This window comes from Caulobacter sp. 05L422 (genome assembly GCF_056397765.1).
Genome location: NZ_JBFTOB010000024.1, coordinates 20042 through 36844 on the forward strand (window position 1 = coordinate 20042; position 16803 = coordinate 36844).

The 16803-nt window shown below is 69.3% G+C and carries 16 protein-coding genes; 6 read left to right on the forward strand and 10 right to left on the reverse strand.

Annotated elements, in window-relative coordinates; genetic code table 11:
• Positions 1–8: 8 nt before the first annotated feature.
• The 5 genes from AC1DMQ_RS20845 to folK form a co-directional block, all read right to left on the reverse strand.
• Positions 9–2258, reverse strand: a complete 2250-nt coding sequence (locus AC1DMQ_RS20845; protein ID WP_477035467.1) for a RelA/SpoT family protein — start codon at positions 2256–2258, stop codon at positions 9–11.
• 95 nt (positions 2259–2353) lie between these two features.
• On the reverse strand, positions 2354–2713 hold the full coding sequence (gene rpoZ, locus AC1DMQ_RS20850) for a DNA-directed RNA polymerase subunit omega (RefSeq protein WP_007671240.1): 360 nt from the start codon (positions 2711–2713) through the stop codon (positions 2354–2356).
• Between the two features lie 155 nt (positions 2714–2868).
• Positions 2869–3468: a YdeI/OmpD-associated family protein gene (locus AC1DMQ_RS20855; protein ID WP_477035468.1), complete on the reverse strand. Its 600-nt coding sequence runs from the start codon at positions 3466–3468 to the stop codon at positions 2869–2871.
• 58 nt (positions 3469–3526) lie between these two features.
• The gene (locus AC1DMQ_RS20860) at positions 3527–5587 is read right to left on the reverse strand and encodes a M13 family metallopeptidase (RefSeq protein ID WP_477035469.1); all 2061 of its coding nucleotides are present in this window, start codon (positions 5585–5587) and stop codon (positions 3527–3529) included.
• Positions 5588–5674: 87 nt separating this feature from the next.
• Positions 5675–6211: a 2-amino-4-hydroxy-6-hydroxymethyldihydropteridine diphosphokinase gene (folK, locus tag AC1DMQ_RS20865; RefSeq protein ID WP_477035470.1), complete on the reverse strand. Its 537-nt coding sequence runs from the start codon at positions 6209–6211 to the stop codon at positions 5675–5677.
• Between the two features lie 14 nt (positions 6212–6225).
• Between folK and AC1DMQ_RS20870 the strand changes: the two genes are divergently transcribed.
• Both AC1DMQ_RS20870 and AC1DMQ_RS20875 read left to right on the forward strand, forming a co-directional pair.
• On the forward strand, positions 6226–6840 hold the full coding sequence (locus tag AC1DMQ_RS20870) for a LabA-like NYN domain-containing protein (protein ID WP_477035471.1): 615 nt from the start codon (positions 6226–6228) through the stop codon (positions 6838–6840).
• Between the two features lie 2 nt (positions 6841–6842).
• Positions 6843–7520 (forward strand): uracil-DNA glycosylase, encoded by a 678-nt coding sequence (locus tag AC1DMQ_RS20875; protein ID WP_477035472.1) that lies wholly within the window; start codon positions 6843–6845, stop codon positions 7518–7520.
• 115 nt (positions 7521–7635) lie between these two features.
• Here AC1DMQ_RS20875 and AC1DMQ_RS20880 read toward each other — a convergent pair whose 3' ends face one another.
• A complete protein-coding gene (locus tag AC1DMQ_RS20880; protein ID WP_477035473.1) occupies positions 7636–8586 on the reverse strand; it encodes an SMP-30/gluconolactonase/LRE family protein in 951 nt (316 codons plus the stop codon).
• Between the two features lie 187 nt (positions 8587–8773).
• A complete protein-coding gene (gene glpK, locus AC1DMQ_RS20885) occupies positions 8774–10264 on the reverse strand; it encodes a glycerol kinase GlpK (protein ID WP_477035474.1) in 1491 nt (496 codons plus the stop codon).
• 184 nt (positions 10265–10448) lie between these two features.
• Between glpK and AC1DMQ_RS20890 the strand changes: the two genes are divergently transcribed.
• The 4 genes from AC1DMQ_RS20890 (at position 10449) to AC1DMQ_RS20905 (ending at position 14062) form a co-directional block, all read left to right on the forward strand.
• Positions 10449–11534 carry a DUF2336 domain-containing protein gene (locus tag AC1DMQ_RS20890; RefSeq protein ID WP_477035539.1) on the forward strand — a complete coding sequence of 362 codons (1086 nt, stop codon included), beginning with the start codon at positions 10449–10451 and terminating at the stop codon, positions 11532–11534.
• Between the two features lie 190 nt (positions 11535–11724).
• A complete protein-coding gene (locus tag AC1DMQ_RS20895; RefSeq protein WP_477035475.1) occupies positions 11725–12507 on the forward strand; it encodes an NAD kinase in 783 nt (260 codons plus the stop codon).
• 120 nt (positions 12508–12627) lie between these two features.
• Entirely contained in the window at positions 12628–13110 is a 483-nt protein-coding gene (locus AC1DMQ_RS20900; protein ID WP_477035476.1) for an Hpt domain-containing protein, read from the forward strand.
• Positions 13111–13219: 109 nt separating this feature from the next.
• On the forward strand, positions 13220–14062 hold the full coding sequence (locus tag AC1DMQ_RS20905) for a class I SAM-dependent methyltransferase (RefSeq protein ID WP_477035477.1): 843 nt from the start codon (positions 13220–13222) through the stop codon (positions 14060–14062).
• 3 nt (positions 14063–14065) lie between these two features.
• On the opposite strand, the gene AC1DMQ_RS20910 is transcribed toward AC1DMQ_RS20905, so the two are convergent.
• The 3 genes from AC1DMQ_RS20910 to folD are packed head-to-tail and all read right to left on the reverse strand — an operon-like array spanning position 14066 to position 16732.
• On the reverse strand, positions 14066–15463 hold the full coding sequence (locus tag AC1DMQ_RS20910; RefSeq protein WP_477035478.1) for a D-arabinono-1,4-lactone oxidase: 1398 nt from the start codon (positions 15461–15463) through the stop codon (positions 14066–14068).
• A gap of 16 nt (positions 15464–15479) precedes the next feature.
• Entirely contained in the window at positions 15480–15839 is a 360-nt protein-coding gene (locus AC1DMQ_RS20915) for a c-type cytochrome (RefSeq protein WP_477035540.1), read from the reverse strand.
• Complete coding sequence (gene folD / locus AC1DMQ_RS20920; RefSeq protein WP_477035479.1) at positions 15836–16732, reverse strand: bifunctional methylenetetrahydrofolate dehydrogenase/methenyltetrahydrofolate cyclohydrolase FolD; 897 nt, start codon at positions 16730–16732, stop codon at positions 15836–15838. Before folD ends, AC1DMQ_RS20915 begins: the two co-directional genes overlap by 4 nt.
• Positions 16733–16803: the final 71 nt, after the last annotated feature.

Consider the following 16803-nt stretch of genomic DNA (forward strand, 5'->3'; position numbering starts at 1 on the left):
GCCGGCGCCTAGCCCCGCGTCCGGTCCACGGTCTCGACCGTCGGGCAGGTGCGCAGCGCCGCCGAGATGTTGGTCAGGTGCTTGGCGTCGCGGACTTCCACGTCGATGTCGACGTCGAAGAAGTCGCTCTGCCGGTGGTGCATGCGCAGGTTGACGATGTTGCCGCCGGCCTCGCCGATGATCGTGCAGACCTGGCCCAGCACGCCCGGCGCGTTGCCGATGGTGGCGTGCAGGCGGGCCAGCGAGACGGTCTCGCGCTCGGCCTCGGGCGTCCAGTTCAGGTCGCGCCAGAGGTCCTCGCGGTCCTCGTATTCAGCCAGCTTGGGGCAGTCGATGGTGTGGACGTCCAGTCCCCCATCTTCGTTTTTGGCCCCGTCCTCGCGCAGGATGCCGACGATGCGGTCGCCCGGCACCGGGCTGCAGCAGTGGGCGAAGTGCAGCGACACGCCAGGAGTCAGGCCGCCGCCGCGCACATAGAGCCGCGCGGCCGTGCCGCCCTCGATCTTGCGCCGCGCCGTGGCCACGGCGACGTCGATGTCTTTCATGCCCGGGAAGGCCGTCTCCAGCACCTGGCTTGGCGAGACGCGGCCGCGGCCGACGGCGTCGAACAGCGACTCCTCGGTCTCCAGGGCGTAGCGTTCCAGGATCGGCCGCAGCGAGACGTCCTTCAGCTTCTTGCCGGCCCGCTCGAACACCTGCTCCACCGAGGCCCGGCCCAGGCGCAGGAACTCTTCCTTCTCGGTCTGGCGGATGTGGCGGCGGATGGCCGAGCGCGCGCGGCCGGTCACCGTCAGCGAGCGCCAGTCCGGCGGCACCACGGGCTTGGAGCCCCGGACCACCTCGACCACGTCGCCGTTGTTGAGCAGGGTGCGCAGCGGCTTGAGCTCGCCGTTGATCTTCACGCCGATGCAGGTGTCGCCGACGCTGGTGTGGACCGCATAGGCGAAGTCCAGCGGCATCGCGCCCCGCGGCAGGCTGACCAGCTTGCCCTTGGGGGTGAACACGAACACCTGGTCCAGGAACATCTCGAGCTTGGCGTGCTCGACCAGTTCCTCGGCGTCGCCGCCGTGCTCCAGCACCTGGACCAGCTGGCGCAGGTTGGCCAGCGGATCGCGGCCGCCGGCCGCCTCCATGCCTTCCAGGTCCAGGCCGTACGAGGCGTCCTTGTAGCGGAAGTGGGCGGCCACGCCGTCCTCGTTGACCCGGTCCATGGCCTCGGTGCGGATCTGCATCTCGATGCGCATGCCGCGCGGCCCCACCACCGTGGTGTGCAGCGAGCGGTAGTTGTTGCGCTTGGGGGTCGAGATGAAGTCCTTGAAGCGGTCGGGCACGCTGGACCAGGCGCGATGCACGACGCCGAGGGCCCGGTAGCAGTCCTCCTCGCTGTCGACGATCACCCGGAAGGCGTAGATGTCGGACATCTGCGAGAAGCCGATCGACTTGCGCTGCAGCTTGCGCCAGATCGAATAGGGCGACTTCTCGCGGCCGAAGACCCGGGCCGGCAGGCCGGAGTTCTCGAGGCGGGCCGAGATCTCCTGGCTGACCAGGGCCACCGCCCCGCCCTGCTCGGCGCGCAGGGTGTCGAGCCGGCGGATGATCGCGGTGCGGGCCACCGGATTGGTGTGCTCGAAGCTGAGCTCCTCCAGCTCCGTGCAGATGCGGTGACAACCGATGTTGCGGGCCAGGGGCGCGTAGATGTCGCGCGTCTCGCGGGCGATGCGCTCGCGCTTGGCCTGGCTCTTGATGAAATGCAGCGTCCGCATGTTGTGCAGACGGTCGGCCAGCTTGACCAGCAGGACGCGGACGTCCTTGGAGATGGCCAGGATGAACTTGCGCAGGTTCTCGGCCTGGCGGGCGTGCTCGGCCTGGAGCTCAAGCTTGGACAGCTTGGTGACGCCCTCGACCAGCTCGGCGATCTCCTCGCCGAACAGCTTGGAGATCTCCTCCTTGGTGACCGGGGTGTCCTCGATCACGTCGTGCAGCAGGGCCGTGACGATGGTCGCGGTGTCCAGCCGGTATTCGGTCAGGATGCCGGCCACCTCGATCGGGTGGGCGTAGTAGGGATCGCCGCTGGCCCGGGTCTGCGAGCCGTGCATGCGCATGGCGTAGACGTAGGCGCGGTTCAGCAGGGCTTCGTCCGCCGTCGGATCGTAGGCGTGGACGCGCTCGATCAGCTCGTACTGGCGGAGGAACTTCTGGCGAGGTTTCGCGGCGGCGGCGGGGGCCGGAGCCGGCGCGGGATCGTTGGCCGGAAGCACAGACGAAGACGCGCCCGATTCTGCATCGGGCGCGCGTTCGGAAAGAGCGGCGGCGGGCGCCGCTTCGAGAATGAGAGGGTCTGCGCCGTCGGGGCTCAGTACCGCTCCTCCTGACCGCCGTCGCGGTCGCTCTGCAGGGCGCGAACCAGTTCGAGTTCGCTCATCTGCATGTGGGTGGGATCGGCCAGCAGGGCGAGGGTTTCGGCCTCTTCCTCGGCTTCGGTGTGCTCATCGACGCGTTGCAGCGTGGTGATCAGCTGTTCCTTGAGGCCCTCGTGATCGACCACGTCGTCGGCGATCTCGCGCAGGGCGACGACGGGGTTCTTGTCGTTGTCGCGATCGACGAGCAGCGAGGCGCCGGCCGAGATGCCGCGCGCCCGATGGGCGGACAGCAGGACCAGAGCGAAGCGGTTGGGAACCTTCTCGACGCAATCTTCGACGGTGACGCGGGCCATGAATTCCTCGGGCTAAGAGCCGTAGTTATCGCAAAATAGGGTCTTAGGCGGCGTTACACAACGCCGCATCGGTAGAGTCCCGGCTTTCGCGAGGGGGCGCTTATGCCGTGTCCGTTCGGAGAAGTCCAGCGGGACGGCGTCCAGACCGCCCTCTCCTACTTGTTCTTTTGCGGATGGACCGTCTCGCCGCGCTCCAGCATGGCCACGAAGATCTCGATCTTCTTCTTCCGCCCGGCCTCGGTCTTCATGTTGTGGGTGCGGAAGGCCAGGGCGAAGCGGTTCTGTTCGGTCAGCTTGGCCAGCATCGCCTTGGCCTTGGGGCTGGCGTCGATCGCCGCCTGTAGGTCGTCGGGGATCTTCATGCCCTTGCCGCTGCCATAGGCCTTGTCCCAGCGCCCGTCGGCCTTGGCCGCATCGACCTCGCGCAGGCCGTGCTGGGTCATCCGTTTCTCGGCGATCAGGCGGGCGACGTTGTCGACGTTGATCTGGCTCCAGATGCTCTTCCTGCCGCGCGGCGTGTAGCGCTGCAGGAAGCTCTTGTCGTCGAAGCCCTTGCGCACCGCGTCGATCCAGCCCCAGCACAGCACCACGTCGATCGCCTGCTTGGCGGTGATCGAGGCCAAGCCCGAGTCGACCTTGTGGATCTTGATCCAGACCTCGGTCTGCTTGTCGTGATGGCGCGACAGCCAGTCATGGAACGCGTCGGCGTCGACGAATTCGTGGACGTGGGCGGGATTGACCTCGATGGCGGCCATCAGCGGTTCTCGGGCAAGGGGTGTCCCGGGCGCGAGGCCCGGGACGAGGAAGACCTGCCTACCAGACCTTCACGCGCTTTTCTGGCGGCAGGTACAGCGCGTCGCCCGGCTTGATGCCGAACGCGTCGTACCAGGCGTCTACGTTGCGCACGGTCAGGGCGCGGTAGCGGGCCGGGGCGTGGCCGTCGGTGATCAGCGCCTGGCGCAGCGAGGCGTCCCGCGCATAGCTCAGCCAGCTCTGGGCGTAGGCCAGGAAGAACCGCTGGTCGCCGGTCAGGCCGTCGATCACCGGGGCCGGCTTGCCGCCCAGCGAGGCGTGGTAGGCGTCCAGCGCCGCGGCCAGGCCGGCGACGTCGGCGATATTCTCGCTGAGGGTCTGCTTACCGTTCACGCCCAGGTCGGGGAACGGCTTGTAGCCGTCGAACTGCAGCGCCAGGGCCGAGCCCGCCTTCTGGAAGTGGTCGAAGTCGGTGGGGGTCCACCAGTTGCGCAGGCGGCCCTGGCTATCGAACTGCGCGCCCTGGTCGTCGAAGCTGTGGCTGATCTCGTGGCCGATGGTGGCCCCGATCGCCCCGTAGTTGGCGGCGGCGTCATAGCTGGAGTCGAAGTTGGGGGCCTGGAGGATGGCGGCCGGGAAGTTCAGGCCATTCAGCATCGGCAGGTTCACGGCGTTGACGGTCTGGGGCGTCATCACCCACTCGCCGCGATCCACCGCCTTGCCCAGCTTGGCCTTGGCGGTCGCGTAGTCGAAGGCCTCGGAGCGCTGGAGATTGCCCAGGGCGTCGCCACGCACGATCGTCAGGCCCGAATAGTCGCGCCAGGTGTCGGGATAGCCGACGCCGACTTTCAGCACCTCGACCTTGCGGTGGGCCTCGGCCTTGGTCGCCGGGGCCATCCAGTCGAGGCTGTCGATGCGCTTTTCGAAGGCCGCCTTCATGGTGTCGACCATGGCCGAGACCTCGGCCTTGGACTGGGCGGGGAAATACTTGTCGACATAGGCCTGGCCAACCGCCTCGCCGAGCACGGCGTTGGTCGAGTTGACGCCGCGCTTCCAGCGGACGGCCAGTTGCGGCGTGCCCTGCAGGCCCGCGCCGTAGAAGGCGAAGCGCTCGTCGACGAAGGCCTTGGGCAGCAGGTTCGAATAGTGATCCAGCAGGTGGAAGGTCAGGTAGTCCTTCCAGGTGTCCAGACCCTCGTCGGCCGTCACCTGGCCCAGGCCCGTGACCATGGTCGGGTGCCAGACGATGAAGCGCGGCTGGTCGGCCAGGCCGGCGGCGGTGAAGAAGGTCTTCCAGTCCAGGCCCGGGGCCTTGGCCGCGAAGTCGGCCTGGGTCCAGCTGTTGTTGGCTTTCTGGACGTCGGCGCTGTCGGCGCGGCTGCCGGAGGCCTGGGCGATCTTGGTCTCCAGGGCCATGATCCGGACCGCCTTGGCGTCGGCGTCCGCGACGCCGCCCAGGGTCAGGATCTTGGCGATGTGGGCCACGTACTTGCCGCGGGCGTCCTTCATCGCGGCGCTGTCGCCGACATAGTACTGGCGATCGGGCATGCCCAGGCCGCCCTGCAGCAGGAACGGCGCGTACTTGCTGGTGTCGTCGAACGACGGCGAGACCCACAGGCCCAGCACGTTGTCGGTGTAGAAGTCGGTGGCGTTCAGGGCGTCGACGTCGGCGCGGACATTGCCGCCCAGCACCGCCGCCAGGGCCGTCTTGTCCTTGATCGCGGCGATGCGGGCCAGGTCGGCCTTCAGGGGCGTGATCCCCTTGGCTTCGATCGCCGCCTCGTCCATGTAGCTGGCGTAGTAGTCGCCGACCTTCTGGCCGTTGCCCGCGCCGCCCTGCTTGGCGGCTTCCTGGATCAGGTCGACGGTCCGCTTGGCGGCCTCCTCGACCATGATCGCGCTCTTGCCGTAGGTGCTGCGGTCGGCCGGGATCGGATGAGACTTGACCCACTCGCCGTTGGCGTAGGCCCAGAAGTCGCCGCCCGGGGTGACCGACTTGTCGAAGCTGGTCTGGTCTATCCCGCTCTTGTCACCGGCGAAGGCGCTGGAGGTGAACACCGGCGCGGCGGACAGAAGCGCGCAGGCGGCGGCGCAGGCGAGCAGCGAGCGAGTGAAGGTCATGCAGGATGGTCCCCAAGAGGGCGCGAGCGCGACAGCGCTCAGCACGATTTGGCGCGGACTATCGAACCGGCTTGGCCAGGCGACGAATTAAAGTTTGGCAATGTGGGAGAGCGGCGTCGCGTCCGTTCCCACGCTCGCGCTCGCCGCCAGGTCCCGCGCCGTCCGTCCGCTCACCGGATGACGCCAATCCGGCGCGATCTGCGCCAGCGGTCCCATCACGAACAGCCGCTCGTGGGCCCGGGGATGGGGCACGACCACCGCGCCGTCCAGCACGGCGCGGCCGTGGGCGATCAGGTCCAGGTCCAGGGTGCGCGGCGCGTTGGCCTCGGCCCGGACACGGCCGAAGCGGGCCTCGATGCGATGCAGGGCGGTCAGGGTCTCGTCCGCCGACAGCTCCGTCTCGACCAGCGCGACGCCGTTGAGATAGGCTGGCGCGGCAGGGTCGGGCCAGGCGGCCGAGGTCCACCAGGAGGAGCGCTCCGTCACCGCCAGACCTTCCGACGCCAGAGCCTCGATCGCCGCGTCCAGCAACGCCTCGCGACTCGGGTATGATCCCGGCAGGCTGCAGCCCAAGGCGACCACCACCGCCTGATCCAGCCAATTTTGATCGTGCTGATTTTTCAAGGATTTCCGATCACGTGACCTTCTACCCGACCGAGCGCCTGGCGCTGTTCATCGACGGGGCCAATTTCTTTTCCGCGGCCAAGGCCCTGGGCTTCGACATCGACTATCGCAAGCTGCTGGACGAGTTCCGCAAGCGCGGCGTGCTGGTGCGCGCCTATTACTACACCGCCATCGCCGAGAACGAGGAGTATTCCCCGATCCGGCCGCTGGTCGACTGGCTCGACTACAACGGCTTCACCCTGGTGACCAAGCCGGCGCGCGAGTTCACCGACAGCCAGGGCCGCAAGCGCTGGCGCGGCGACATGGACATCGAGATCGCCGTCGACATGCTGGAGATGGCCGCCACGGTCGACCACCTGGTGCTGTTCTCGGGCGACGGCGACTTCCGCGCCCTGGTCGAGGCCGTGCAGCGCAAGGGCCGCCGGGTCACCGTGGTCTCCACGATGAAGAGCCAGCCTCCGATGACCAGCGACGACCTGCGCCGCCAGGCCGACAACTTCGTGGACCTGGCCGACCTGGGCAACATCATCGGCCGCCCGCAACGCGGCAATCCCCTGCCCCGCTTCGTCACCGATCCGGTGCGCGGCGCGGCCCCGGATGAGACCCGCGACGAGGACGACGAGGACTAGTCATGGGCCAGCATTCCAACATCCCCGGCGAGGTCGTGCCCTCGCCCGCCGAGCCGCCGCGCGACTGCCCGCTGTGCCCGCGCCTGGTGGCGTATCGCCGCGAGAACCAGGAGCTCTATCCGGACTGGTTCAACGGCCCCGCCCCGTCGTTCGGCGATCACCAGGCCCGCCTGCTGGTCGTGGGCCTGGCCCCGGGCCGCAAGGGCGCCAACCGCACCGGCCGGCCGTTCACCGGCGACTTTGCCGGGACCCTGCTCTACGACACCCTGATCAAGTACGGCTTCGCGACCGGCAAGTTCGAGGCCCGGCCTGACGACTCCTTGAAGCTGATCGGCGCCGCGGTGACCAACGCCGTGCGCTGCGCCCCGCCCGGCAACAAGCCCGAGACCTCGGAAGAGAACAACTGCCGGCCGTTCCTGACCGCGCGGCTGGAGATGTTCCCCAACCTCAAGGCCATCGTCACCCTGGGCGACGTCTCGCGCCGCAACCTGCTGAAGGCCCTGGGCCTGAAGGCCTCGGCGGGCCTGCCTGGCCACGGCACGGAGTTCCAGGCCGGGCCCTATCGGGTGTTCAACAGCTATCACTGCTCGCGGCTGAACACGAACACCGGGCGGCTGACGACGCCGATGTTCGAAGAATTGTTCGCGCGGGTTAAGGCGTATCTGGACGCCAATCCCTAGCGCTGTGCGTCCTTCGAGGCCCGCTGCGCGGGCGCCTCAGGATAAAGAGCTTTGTTGCTCTGAATTCCTCATCCTGAGGTGCGAGCCATAGGCGAGCCTCGAAGGACGCAAGGCATCACCACACCAACCCCGTCGTCTTCAGCCGCACCCGCGCCAGGGTGTGGTTCGAGGCCAGGAACAGGCTGGTCCCGTCCTCGCCGAACGCGCAGTTGGCGATGGCCGTGCCGGTCTCGATCACGCCGAGCAGTTCGGCGTCGGGCGTCAGCACCAGCACCCCGCCCGGACCGGTGGCGTAGAGCCGCCCCTCGGTGTCCAGGCACATGCCGTCCGGCAGGCCCTGGCCGCCCGCCTGGCGTAACGCCATGGCGTCGAAGAACAGCGCCTTTGACGTCGGCAGGCCGTCCGGACCCAGGTCGTAGACCACCAGCTTGGGACCGTCAGGGTCCGAGACCGAGACGTAGAGCCGACGCTGGTCGGGCGACAGGGCGATCCCGTTCGGAAAGGTCAGGTCGGCGTCCAGCAGGTCCAGCGTCCCGTTGGGCGCCAGGCGATAGACGCCGTTGAAGTCCAGTTCGCGCAGCGGCGAGCCGTTGCGGCCTTTCAGGCCGTAGGTCGGGTCCGTGAAATAGATCGCGCCGGTCTTCGACACCGCCAGGTCGTTGGGGCTGTTGAACCGCTTGCCCTGCCAGCGCTCCAGCAGGAACGTCTTCTTCCGCGTCTTCAGGTCGATCCTGGCCAGGGCCCGGTTGCCGTGGTCGCAGGCCAGCAGGCCGCCGGCGGCGTCCAGCGCCATCCCGTTCTGGCCCGGCTCGGCGAAGGCGTCGGTGGGCGGGCCGGCATAGCCAGACGGGTTCATGAACTCGCTGACCCCGTCCGCCTCACTCCAGCGGTACATGACGTTGCCCGGCACGTCCGAGAACACCAGGTAGCCGCCGTCGCGCACCCACACCGGCCCCTCGGCCCAGACGAAGCCCTCGGCCAACTGGTGGATCTGGGCGTCACGCGCCACGACGGCGTCGAGGGCGGGCGAATGGCGGTGGACTTGTCCGACGGTTTTGTAGGTCATGGGCTGTTCTCGAAACCCTCTCCCGTGGGGAGAGGGAGGGACCCAAGCGAAGCTTGGGAGGGTGAGGGTGTAAAACGTCAAACGGCGTGCCGGCAGGGCGTTGGGGTGAAAAAGGCGAGAGTGTAACCCCTCACCCTCCCACCGCTACGCGGCGGGCCCCTCCCTCTCCCTATGGGAGAGGGTTTTCTTAAGAGCGAACCCTTGGCAACGCATCCAGCCACCGCGCATAGGCCTCTTCGCGCACGATGACGCTCACCGTCGGCGTCAGCATCTCCGCCTCCGGCCGCGACTTCACCGCTTCCTCGACCGAGGCATAGACCCCCGCCCCGACCCCGGCGAACAGAGCCGCGCCCAGAGCCGTGGTCTCCTGGTAGCTGGCGCGGTGCACGGGGATGCCGGTCAGGTCGGCCAGGCGCTGGCTGAACCAGGCGCTCTTGGCCATGCCTCCGTCGATGCGCAGAGCGGCGTCCTCGAAAGCCGAGGGGGCGTCGGCCCGCATGGCCTCGATCAGGTCGCGCCCCTGGAAGACGCAGGAGTCGAAAGTGGCCTGGGCGATCTCGGCCAGGCCGGCGTCGCGGGTCAGGCCGAAGATCCCGCCGCGCGCCTCGGCGTCCCACCAGGGCGCGCCCAGGCCGGTGAACGCCGGCACCACGACCACGCCGTGGCCGTCGCGCGCCGAGCGGGCCAGGGCCTCGGCCCCGCGAGGCCCGCCGGTCACGCCCATCCCCTCGTTCAGCCACTGGATCGCGGCCCCGGCCACGAAGATCGAGCCCTCCAGGGCGTAGGTCGTCCGGCCGCCCACCCGCGCCGCCACCGTGGTCAGCAGGCGCGAGGCCGACCGCGGACGATCCTCGCCGGTATTGACCAGCATGAAGCCGCCGGTGCCGTAGGTGACCTTCATCTCGCCGGGATGGATGCAGCCCTGCCCCATCAGCGCCGCCTGCTGGTCGCCGGCCACGCCGCGGATCGGCAGCGGGCGGCCCAGGATGTCCGGCGTCACCTGGCCGTAATCGGCCGCGCAGTCCAGCACCGTCGGCAGCAGGGCGCGCGGCACGTCGAACAGGGCCAGCATCTCGTCCGACCAGTCCTGGGTCTGGATGTCGAACAGCAGGGTGCGCGAGGCGTTGGTGGCGTCGGTGACGTGGGCGCCCTTCCCCGTCAGCCGCCAGATGACCCAGCTGTCGATCGTGCCGCACAGCAGCTCGCCCGCCTCGGCCCGCCGCCGCGCGCCGGGCACCTTGTCCAGGATCCAGGCGATCTTGGTGCCCGAGAAATAGGGATCCAGCAGCAGGCCGGTGGCGGCGGTGACGGCCGGCTCGTGGCCCGCGTCGCGCAGTCGGTCGCAGACGTCGGCCGTGCGGCGGTCCTGCCAGACGATGGCCGGATGGATCGGCCGGCCGGTGGCCTTGTCCCAGACCACCACCGTCTCGCGCTGGTTGGTGATGCCCAGGGCGACGATGTCGGCGCTGTCGCGATCGCATTTCTCGACCGTGTCGCGCAGCACGCCCACGCAGGCGGCGTAGATCTCCTCGGCGTCGTGCTCGACCCAGCCGTCGCGGGGATAGCTCTGGCGCAGCGGCCGGCTGGCGTCGCCCACCGGCTTGCCGTCGGCCTGGAACAGGATCGCCCGGGTGCTGGTGGTGCCCTGATCGAGCGCGAGGATCAGAGGTTGGCCCATGCGTCTTGCGTCTCCCTGGCGACTTTTATGACGATCGTTTCCTGCGACATCGCGCCGCTTGTCTCATCGTTCCGTGGCTTGTCCTGTTTAAGCATGTTTTCATCTGACGCAGCCAAGGTCCGTCTTGGTTAAGCTTGGATTTCGAGGAGACCTGGTGAACCAGGCCGCCCAGACCGCGCAGCTGTTGTCCCTGGCCCGCAGCCGCGAGCCGGCCGATCGCGAACGCCTGCTCAACGGCATCGTCGAGATGTGCGACGCCAGTCAGGCCGCCGGCGGCCAGACCGCGCCCGAAGTCCAGATCCTGCTCGACTCGATCTTCATGACCCTGGTGGTCGAGGCCGAGCGCGACATCCGCGCCCGCCTGGCCCAGAGCCTGGCCGACGCCGCCTGGGCGCCGCCCGCCCTGGTCAACATCCTGGCCCTCGACGAGATCGAGATCGCCCGCCCGATCATCGCCCGCAGCCCGATCCTGCAGGACCACGACCTGATCCGCCTGCTGGTCCAGGCCACGCTGGAACACCAGATCGAGATCGCCCGCCGGCCGCAGCTGTCGCCCGTCGTGGTCGACGCCATCCTGGCCAAGGACGAGTCGGCGGTGCTGACCGCCCTGGCGTCCAACCCCACCGCCCAGATCTCGCCCGAGGGCCTGCGCCGGCTGGTCGACAAGGCCCGTGACGTGGTCGCCCTGCGCTCGCCCCTGGCCCGGCATCCCAACCTGTCCAGCGACCTGGCCGAGCAGCTGTACCTGTGGGTGGGCCGCGCCCTGCGCGATTCGCTGACCGGCCGCTTCCAGCTCGACCCGGACAAGATGGCCAAGGCCGTCGACGCCTCGCTGCGCGCCGCCCACGCCGGCGCCGCGATCGTCGACAAGCCCACCATCGAACAGTCCGAGGACCGCGAGGAGATGGAAGCGGCCCTGGTCGAGAAGCTGGACGCCGCCGGCCAACTGCGCCCCGGCTACCTGCTGCGGGTGCTGCGCGAGCGCCGCCTGCCGCTGTTCCTGTTCGCCTTGGCGCGCCTGGGCGGCTTCGACATCCGCCAGGTGCGGCGGGCGGTCGACAGCAACCGTCCCGAACTGCTGGCCCTGGCCTGCTCGGCCGTCGGCATCGACCGCAGCGTCTTCCCGACCATCCTGGCCCACGTGCGCGAGCTGAACGGCGGCCGCCCCGGCGGCGGCGCCGAAGCGGCCCGCAAGGCCAGCGGCGCCTTCGGCCCGTTCGCGCCCGACATCGCGGCCATGGCCTTCCGCCAGGCCGTCAGCGCGGCCTAGGCTCCGGCCTGTTCTTCGCGGCCATGTCGACGATCGTCCGTGGCCGTCCATTTGTCAGGGTTATACCCCGCACACCCGACCCGATCTTGCCGGCGACCTGGACGACACGACCAACGCCTGACGCCGCGCGACCGGGCGTCGAGCGCCACATCGGTTTGACAACCCGACACCGATCCAGCCACTTGGCCGCATGTTCCAGCCCCTGCCCTTCGTGACCCGTCTGACCTTCAAGGCCAGTGACCGCCCCGAGGCGATCGAGGCCAGGGAACGGCTCATCGCCCGCTACGGCGACGTCGGCGACGAGAACGCCCAGGTGATCGTCGCCCTCGGCGGCGACGGCTTCATGCTGGAGACCCTGCACGACACCCTACAGCGCCAGACGCCGATCTACGGGATGAACCGCGGCTCGGTCGGCTTCCTGATGAACGAGTACAGCGAGGACGACCTGCTGGCCCGGATCAACGCCGCCGAGCGGGCCGTGATCCACCCGCTGGCCATGGTCGCCATCGACGCCAACCGCAAGCAGCACCGGGCCTTGGCCATCAACGAGGTGTCGCTGCTGCGCCAGACCCGCCAGACCGCCAAGCTGCGCATCAGCATCGACGGCAAGGTGCGGATGGGCGAGCTGGTCTGCGACGGCGCCTTGCTGGCCACCCCGGCCGGATCCACCGCCTACAACCTGTCCGCCCACGGTCCGATCATCCCGATCGGCGCCCAGGTGCTGGCCCTCACCCCAATCAGCGCCTTCCGTCCCCGGCGCTGGCGTGGCGCGCTTTTGCCGCAGACGGCCAGGGTGACGTTCGAGATCCTGGAATGCGATAAGAGGCCCGTAAGCGCCGTGGCCGACAACTTCGAGGTTCGCGACGTCGTCGAAGTCCATATCGCCGAGGACAGCAGCGCCAGCCTCTCCATGCTCTTCGACGCAGGTCGAAGCCTCGAGGAGCGGGTTCTGACAGAGCAGTTCTCGGCCTGACAACGTTGGACTTATTGGTCAGGGCGATCCTTGCCCATTGGTCAGGGTAGAAACGGGCGTCTCATCTAATGTTAACGCCTTGATCCTACATTCCAGACCAATGCCTAGGGGGAAGCGTCCGTGACCAACAAGTCCGCCGCGGAAGTGATTCAGGTGCCGAACATGCTCAAGCTCAAGGTAGGCGGTCGTGGCGGGATCGACATGGCGGCCATCGCCAAGGCCGAAGCCGCGCTGAAAAGCCTGTCGGGCAACTTCGCCCAATGGCTCAACGACGAGATCGTCAAGCTCGAGGCCGCCCGCCAGGACGTCCGCGCCCAGGGCCTGACCGCCGAGACGGTCGAGACCCTCTATCTGCGCGCCCACGACCTGAAGGGCCTGGGCGCCACCTACGAATTCCCGCTGATCACCCGCCTGGCCGCTTCGTTGTGCCGGCTGATCGACGAGCCGGCCACGCGCCTGTCGGCGCCGATGTTCCTGGTCGACGCCCACATCGACGCGATCAAGGCCTGCGTGCGCGACGACATCAAGGTCGACACCCACCCGGTCGGCAAGGTTCTGGCCGCCGAACTGGAAGGCCGCGTGGCCGAGTATCTGGCCGGCTGATCAGCCCCTCCAAGCTGAAAAACCTCAAAGGCCCCGGTTCGCGTCGGGGCCTTTTGCACGTCCGGCTCCCGCCCTATCTGCCAGACGGAAAGTCGCAGGGAGATCGCGCATGCTCGAACAGGAACCCAGCCGCACGGCCTGGATGGCGGCGACGCATCGCGCCGCCCATCAGGTGCTGGAGCGTGGGCTGATCTTCAGCGATCCCCTGGCCCTGCGCATCCTGGGTGAGGACGCCGAGACCGTGGCGCGCGACGCCCTGGACCATCCCGAGCGGTGCGGCATGCGGGTGTTCATCGCCGCCCGCGCCCACCTGGCCGAGAGCGCCCTGGCCGCCGCCGTCGAGCAGCGCGCCGTCTCGCAACTGGTCGTGCTGGGCGCGGGCCTGGACACCTTCGCCTACCGCAATCCGCTGGCCGACCGCCTGAAGGTGTTCGAGGTCGACCATCCGGCCACCCAGGCCTGGAAGCGCCGTCGCCTGGACGAGGCCGGGATCGCCGCGCCGGGCGACCTCGTCTACGCCCCCGTCGACTTCGAGCGCCAGGCCCTGCTGGACGGACTGGCGGCGGCCGGTTTCGACCCCGCGCGACGGACCTTCTTCCTGTGGCTGGGCGTGGTCCCCTATCTGACGGCCGAGGCCGTACGCGCCACCCTGCAGACCATCGGCGGCCTGCCCGGCGGCGGCGAAGTGGCGTTCGACTACGCCGATCCCCCCGCCGCCCTGTCGGACGAGGCCCGCGCGGCGCATCGGGCCCGCGCCGAACGCGTCGCGGCGATCGGCGAGCCGTGGCTGAGCTATTTCGAGCCGCCCGACCTGCATGCGTTGCTGACCGAGCTGGGCTTCGCGCAGATCGAGGACCTGGGCCCGCCGGCCCTGGCCGCCCGCTACTGGCCGAACACCGGGCGGCCGATCCCCGAACGCGGCGGCCATGTGGTGCTGGCCCGGACGGCCTGACGCTCAGATCCCGAACAGGCCCTTCAGATACGGGTTGAGCATCCGGCCGTCGGGATCCAGCGTCGCCCGCACCTTCAGGAAGTCGTTCCAGCGCGGATAGAGCCCGGCCAGCTGGTCGCCCGTCACGCTGTGCAGCTTGCCCCAGTGCGGCCGGCCGTCGTAGCGGCGGAAGATCGGCTCGATCAGGGTGTAGAGGAAGGCGAACTCGTCCTTGTAGTGGGCGTGCACCGCGATGGAGCCCCTGGGCTCGCCCTGAAACGGCGACAGCCAGGCGTCGTCGGGGGCGATGCGGCGGCATTCGATCGGGAAGAACACGTCGGGACGCGCCTTCTCGATGGTCGCCACGACCTCGGCCAGGGCCTTCATCTGCACGTTGGCCGGCAGGTGGAACTCCATCTCGTTGAAGCGCACCGGGCGTTCGGTGGACAGCAGCTTCCAACCTTCGTCGATCGCCTTCTCGGGCTTGGTCCCGCCTAGCAAGGCCTTGGCGGCGGCCTTGCGCAGCGGGGCCGAAAAGCCCAGCAGATTGCGCAGACCCTTCAGGGCGTCGAGGAAGACGGTGTCCTGGTCGGGACCGCGCGGGATGGCCGGCGCGTCGGTCTCGTCGTGGCTGATGCAGGCGGCCAGGCCGGTGAACGGCACGGCGTAGAACTCGAAATTGCGGTGCCTGGCCCAGCGTTCCTCGGCCTTGGCCAGGGCGTCCTCGAACGGCTCCAGCCAGACGTTGCGTTCCAGCCGGCGGTTAGCCGTGGTCTTCAGCCGGACCTGGGTGATCACGCCCAGCGCGCCCAGCGAGACCTTGGCGGCCTGGAAGACGTCGGCGTTGCGGCGCTCGCCGCAGTCGATGACCTCGCCCTTGGGCGTGATCAGGCGCAGGGCCGTGACGTCGCCGTGCAGGGCCTTGATCGTCGCGCCCGTGCCGTGGGTGCCGGTGGCCAGGGCGCCGGCCAGGGCCTGCTTGTTGATGTCGGGCAGATTGGCCATGGCCCGGCCCTTGGCCGCCAGGGCCGGGCCCAGCGCGCCCAGCCGCGTGCCCGCCGCGACGATCGCCTCGTCGCCCTCCCAGGCGATGATCCCCGACAGCGAGTCCAGCGACACCAGCGTCCCGGCGGTCGGGACCAGTGCGGTGAACGAGTGGCCGGCGCCCACCGGACGGATCGGAGCCACGGCCGTCTTCAGGACCTGGGCGACCTCGTCCTCGGTCTTGGGGGCGAGCCGAGCGGCGGGATAGGCGTGCTGCACGCCCGACCAGTTGCGCCACAGCAGATGGCCCTTGGCGTCGGTGGTCGGCGGGGACGGCGGTTCGGGCTTGTCGTGCGTGGCGACCGCATGGCCGCCGCCGACCGCCGCCGCGCCCAATCCGGCGCCCACGAGGAGCGCGCCTCGTCTCGATACCGTCATCCGTTCCGCCCCCGGCCTATGTCGCGGGATCTTCGCGCCCCGCCATGAAGCGTATCAGAGCGTTGAAATCGTTCGGGGTGCAAGCGGCGCATTGCCCGCCGGCCGGCATGGCCCCGAAGCCCTGGACGGCGTGGTCGAGCAGCACCGCCTCGCCCTGCTTCCAGCGCGGACCCCAGGCCTTGCGGTCGTGGACCAGCGGCGCGCCCGTGCCGGGGACAGCGTGGCAGGCCTTGCAGGACTCGCCGTACAGCGCTGCCAGACGGACATCGGCCGGAGCCAGCGCCAGGGCCTGCTCGGCCGTCGGGGCGGGCGGGACGGGCTTGGAACAGGCCGCCAGGCCCAGCGTCAGGGCCAAGGCGACCGCGAACCGCACTATTCAGCGATCCCGTTCAGGCGCTTGGCGGCGCTGACGGTGTTGGCCAGCAGCATGGCGATCGTCATCGGGCCCACGCCGCCCGGCACCGGGGTGATGGCGCCGGCGACGTCCTTGGCCTCGTCGAACGCCACGTCGCCGACCAGCCGGGTCTTGCCGGCCGCCGCGGCGACCGGGTCGCGCGACGGAAAGCGGGTGATGCCGACGTCGATGACCGTTGCGCCCGGCTTGATCCAGTCGCCCTTGACCATCTCCGGCCGCCCGACGGCCGCCACCAGGATGTCGGCCTCGCGGCAGATGCCCGGCAGGTCCTTGGAGCGCGAGTGGGCGATGGTCACCGTGCAGTCGGCGGCCAGCAGCAGCTGGGCCATCGGCTTGCCCATCAGGTTGGAACGGCCGATCACCACCGCCCGCTTGCCGGACAGGTCGCCGACCACGTCCTTCAGCAGCACCATGCAGCCGGCGGGCGTGCACGAGGTCAGGGCCGGCAGGCCGCTGGCCAGGCGCCCGGCGTTGGTCACGGTCAGGCCGTCGACGTCCTTGTCGGGCGAGATCGCCGCGACGATGGCCGCCTGGCTCATGTGGTCGGGCACCGGGAACTGCACCAGGATGCCGTGGATGGCCGGATCGTCGTTCAGGCGCTCGACCAGCGACAGCAGCTCGGACTGAGACGTCTCCGCCGGCAGGCGGTGGGTCTCGGAATGCATGCCGGCGGCGGTGGTCTGCTCGCCCTTGCTGCGCACATAGACCTGGCTGGCGGGGTCCTCGCCGACCAGCACCACGGCCAGGCCCGGCGTCAGGCCGTGCTCGGCCTTCAGGACGGCGACCTCGGCGGCGACCTGTTCGCGAAGCTGGGCCGCGAAGGCCTTGCCGTCGATGATTCTGGCTTGCGACATCGCCGTCTCCTGTTTGCGCGTGCCTACCGCCTACCCTCGCGCCGCGCAATATCCGCCGCGACGCGCAGGAA

Excerpts from the sequence above, each read along its gene's own strand:
- rpoZ (WP_007671240.1), bottom strand. The coding sequence starts at position 2,713 with ATGGCCCGCGTCACCGTCGAAGATTGCGTCGAGAAGGTTCCCAACCGC.
- AC1DMQ_RS20855 (WP_477035468.1), bottom strand. The coding sequence starts at position 3,468 with ATGGCCGCCATCGAGGTCAATCCCGCCCACGTCCACGAATTCGTCGAC.
- AC1DMQ_RS20860 (WP_477035469.1), bottom strand. The coding sequence starts at position 5,587 with ATGACCTTCACTCGCTCGCTGCTCGCCTGCGCCGCCGCCTGCGCGCTT.
- AC1DMQ_RS20875 (WP_477035472.1), top strand. The coding sequence starts at position 6,843 with ATGGGCCAGCATTCCAACATCCCCGGCGAGGTCGTGCCCTCGCCCGCC.
- AC1DMQ_RS20880 (WP_477035473.1), bottom strand. The coding sequence starts at position 8,586 with ATGACCTACAAAACCGTCGGACAAGTCCACCGCCATTCGCCCGCCCTC.
- glpK (WP_477035474.1), bottom strand. The coding sequence starts at position 10,264 with ATGGGCCAACCTCTGATCCTCGCGCTCGATCAGGGCACCACCAGCACC.
- AC1DMQ_RS20895 (WP_477035475.1), top strand. The coding sequence starts at position 11,725 with ATGTTCCAGCCCCTGCCCTTCGTGACCCGTCTGACCTTCAAGGCCAGT.
- AC1DMQ_RS20905 (WP_477035477.1), top strand. The coding sequence starts at position 13,220 with ATGCTCGAACAGGAACCCAGCCGCACGGCCTGGATGGCGGCGACGCAT.
- AC1DMQ_RS20910 (WP_477035478.1), bottom strand. The coding sequence starts at position 15,463 with ATGACGGTATCGAGACGAGGCGCGCTCCTCGTGGGCGCCGGATTGGGC.
- folD (WP_477035479.1), bottom strand. The coding sequence starts at position 16,732 with ATGTCGCAAGCCAGAATCATCGACGGCAAGGCCTTCGCGGCCCAGCTT.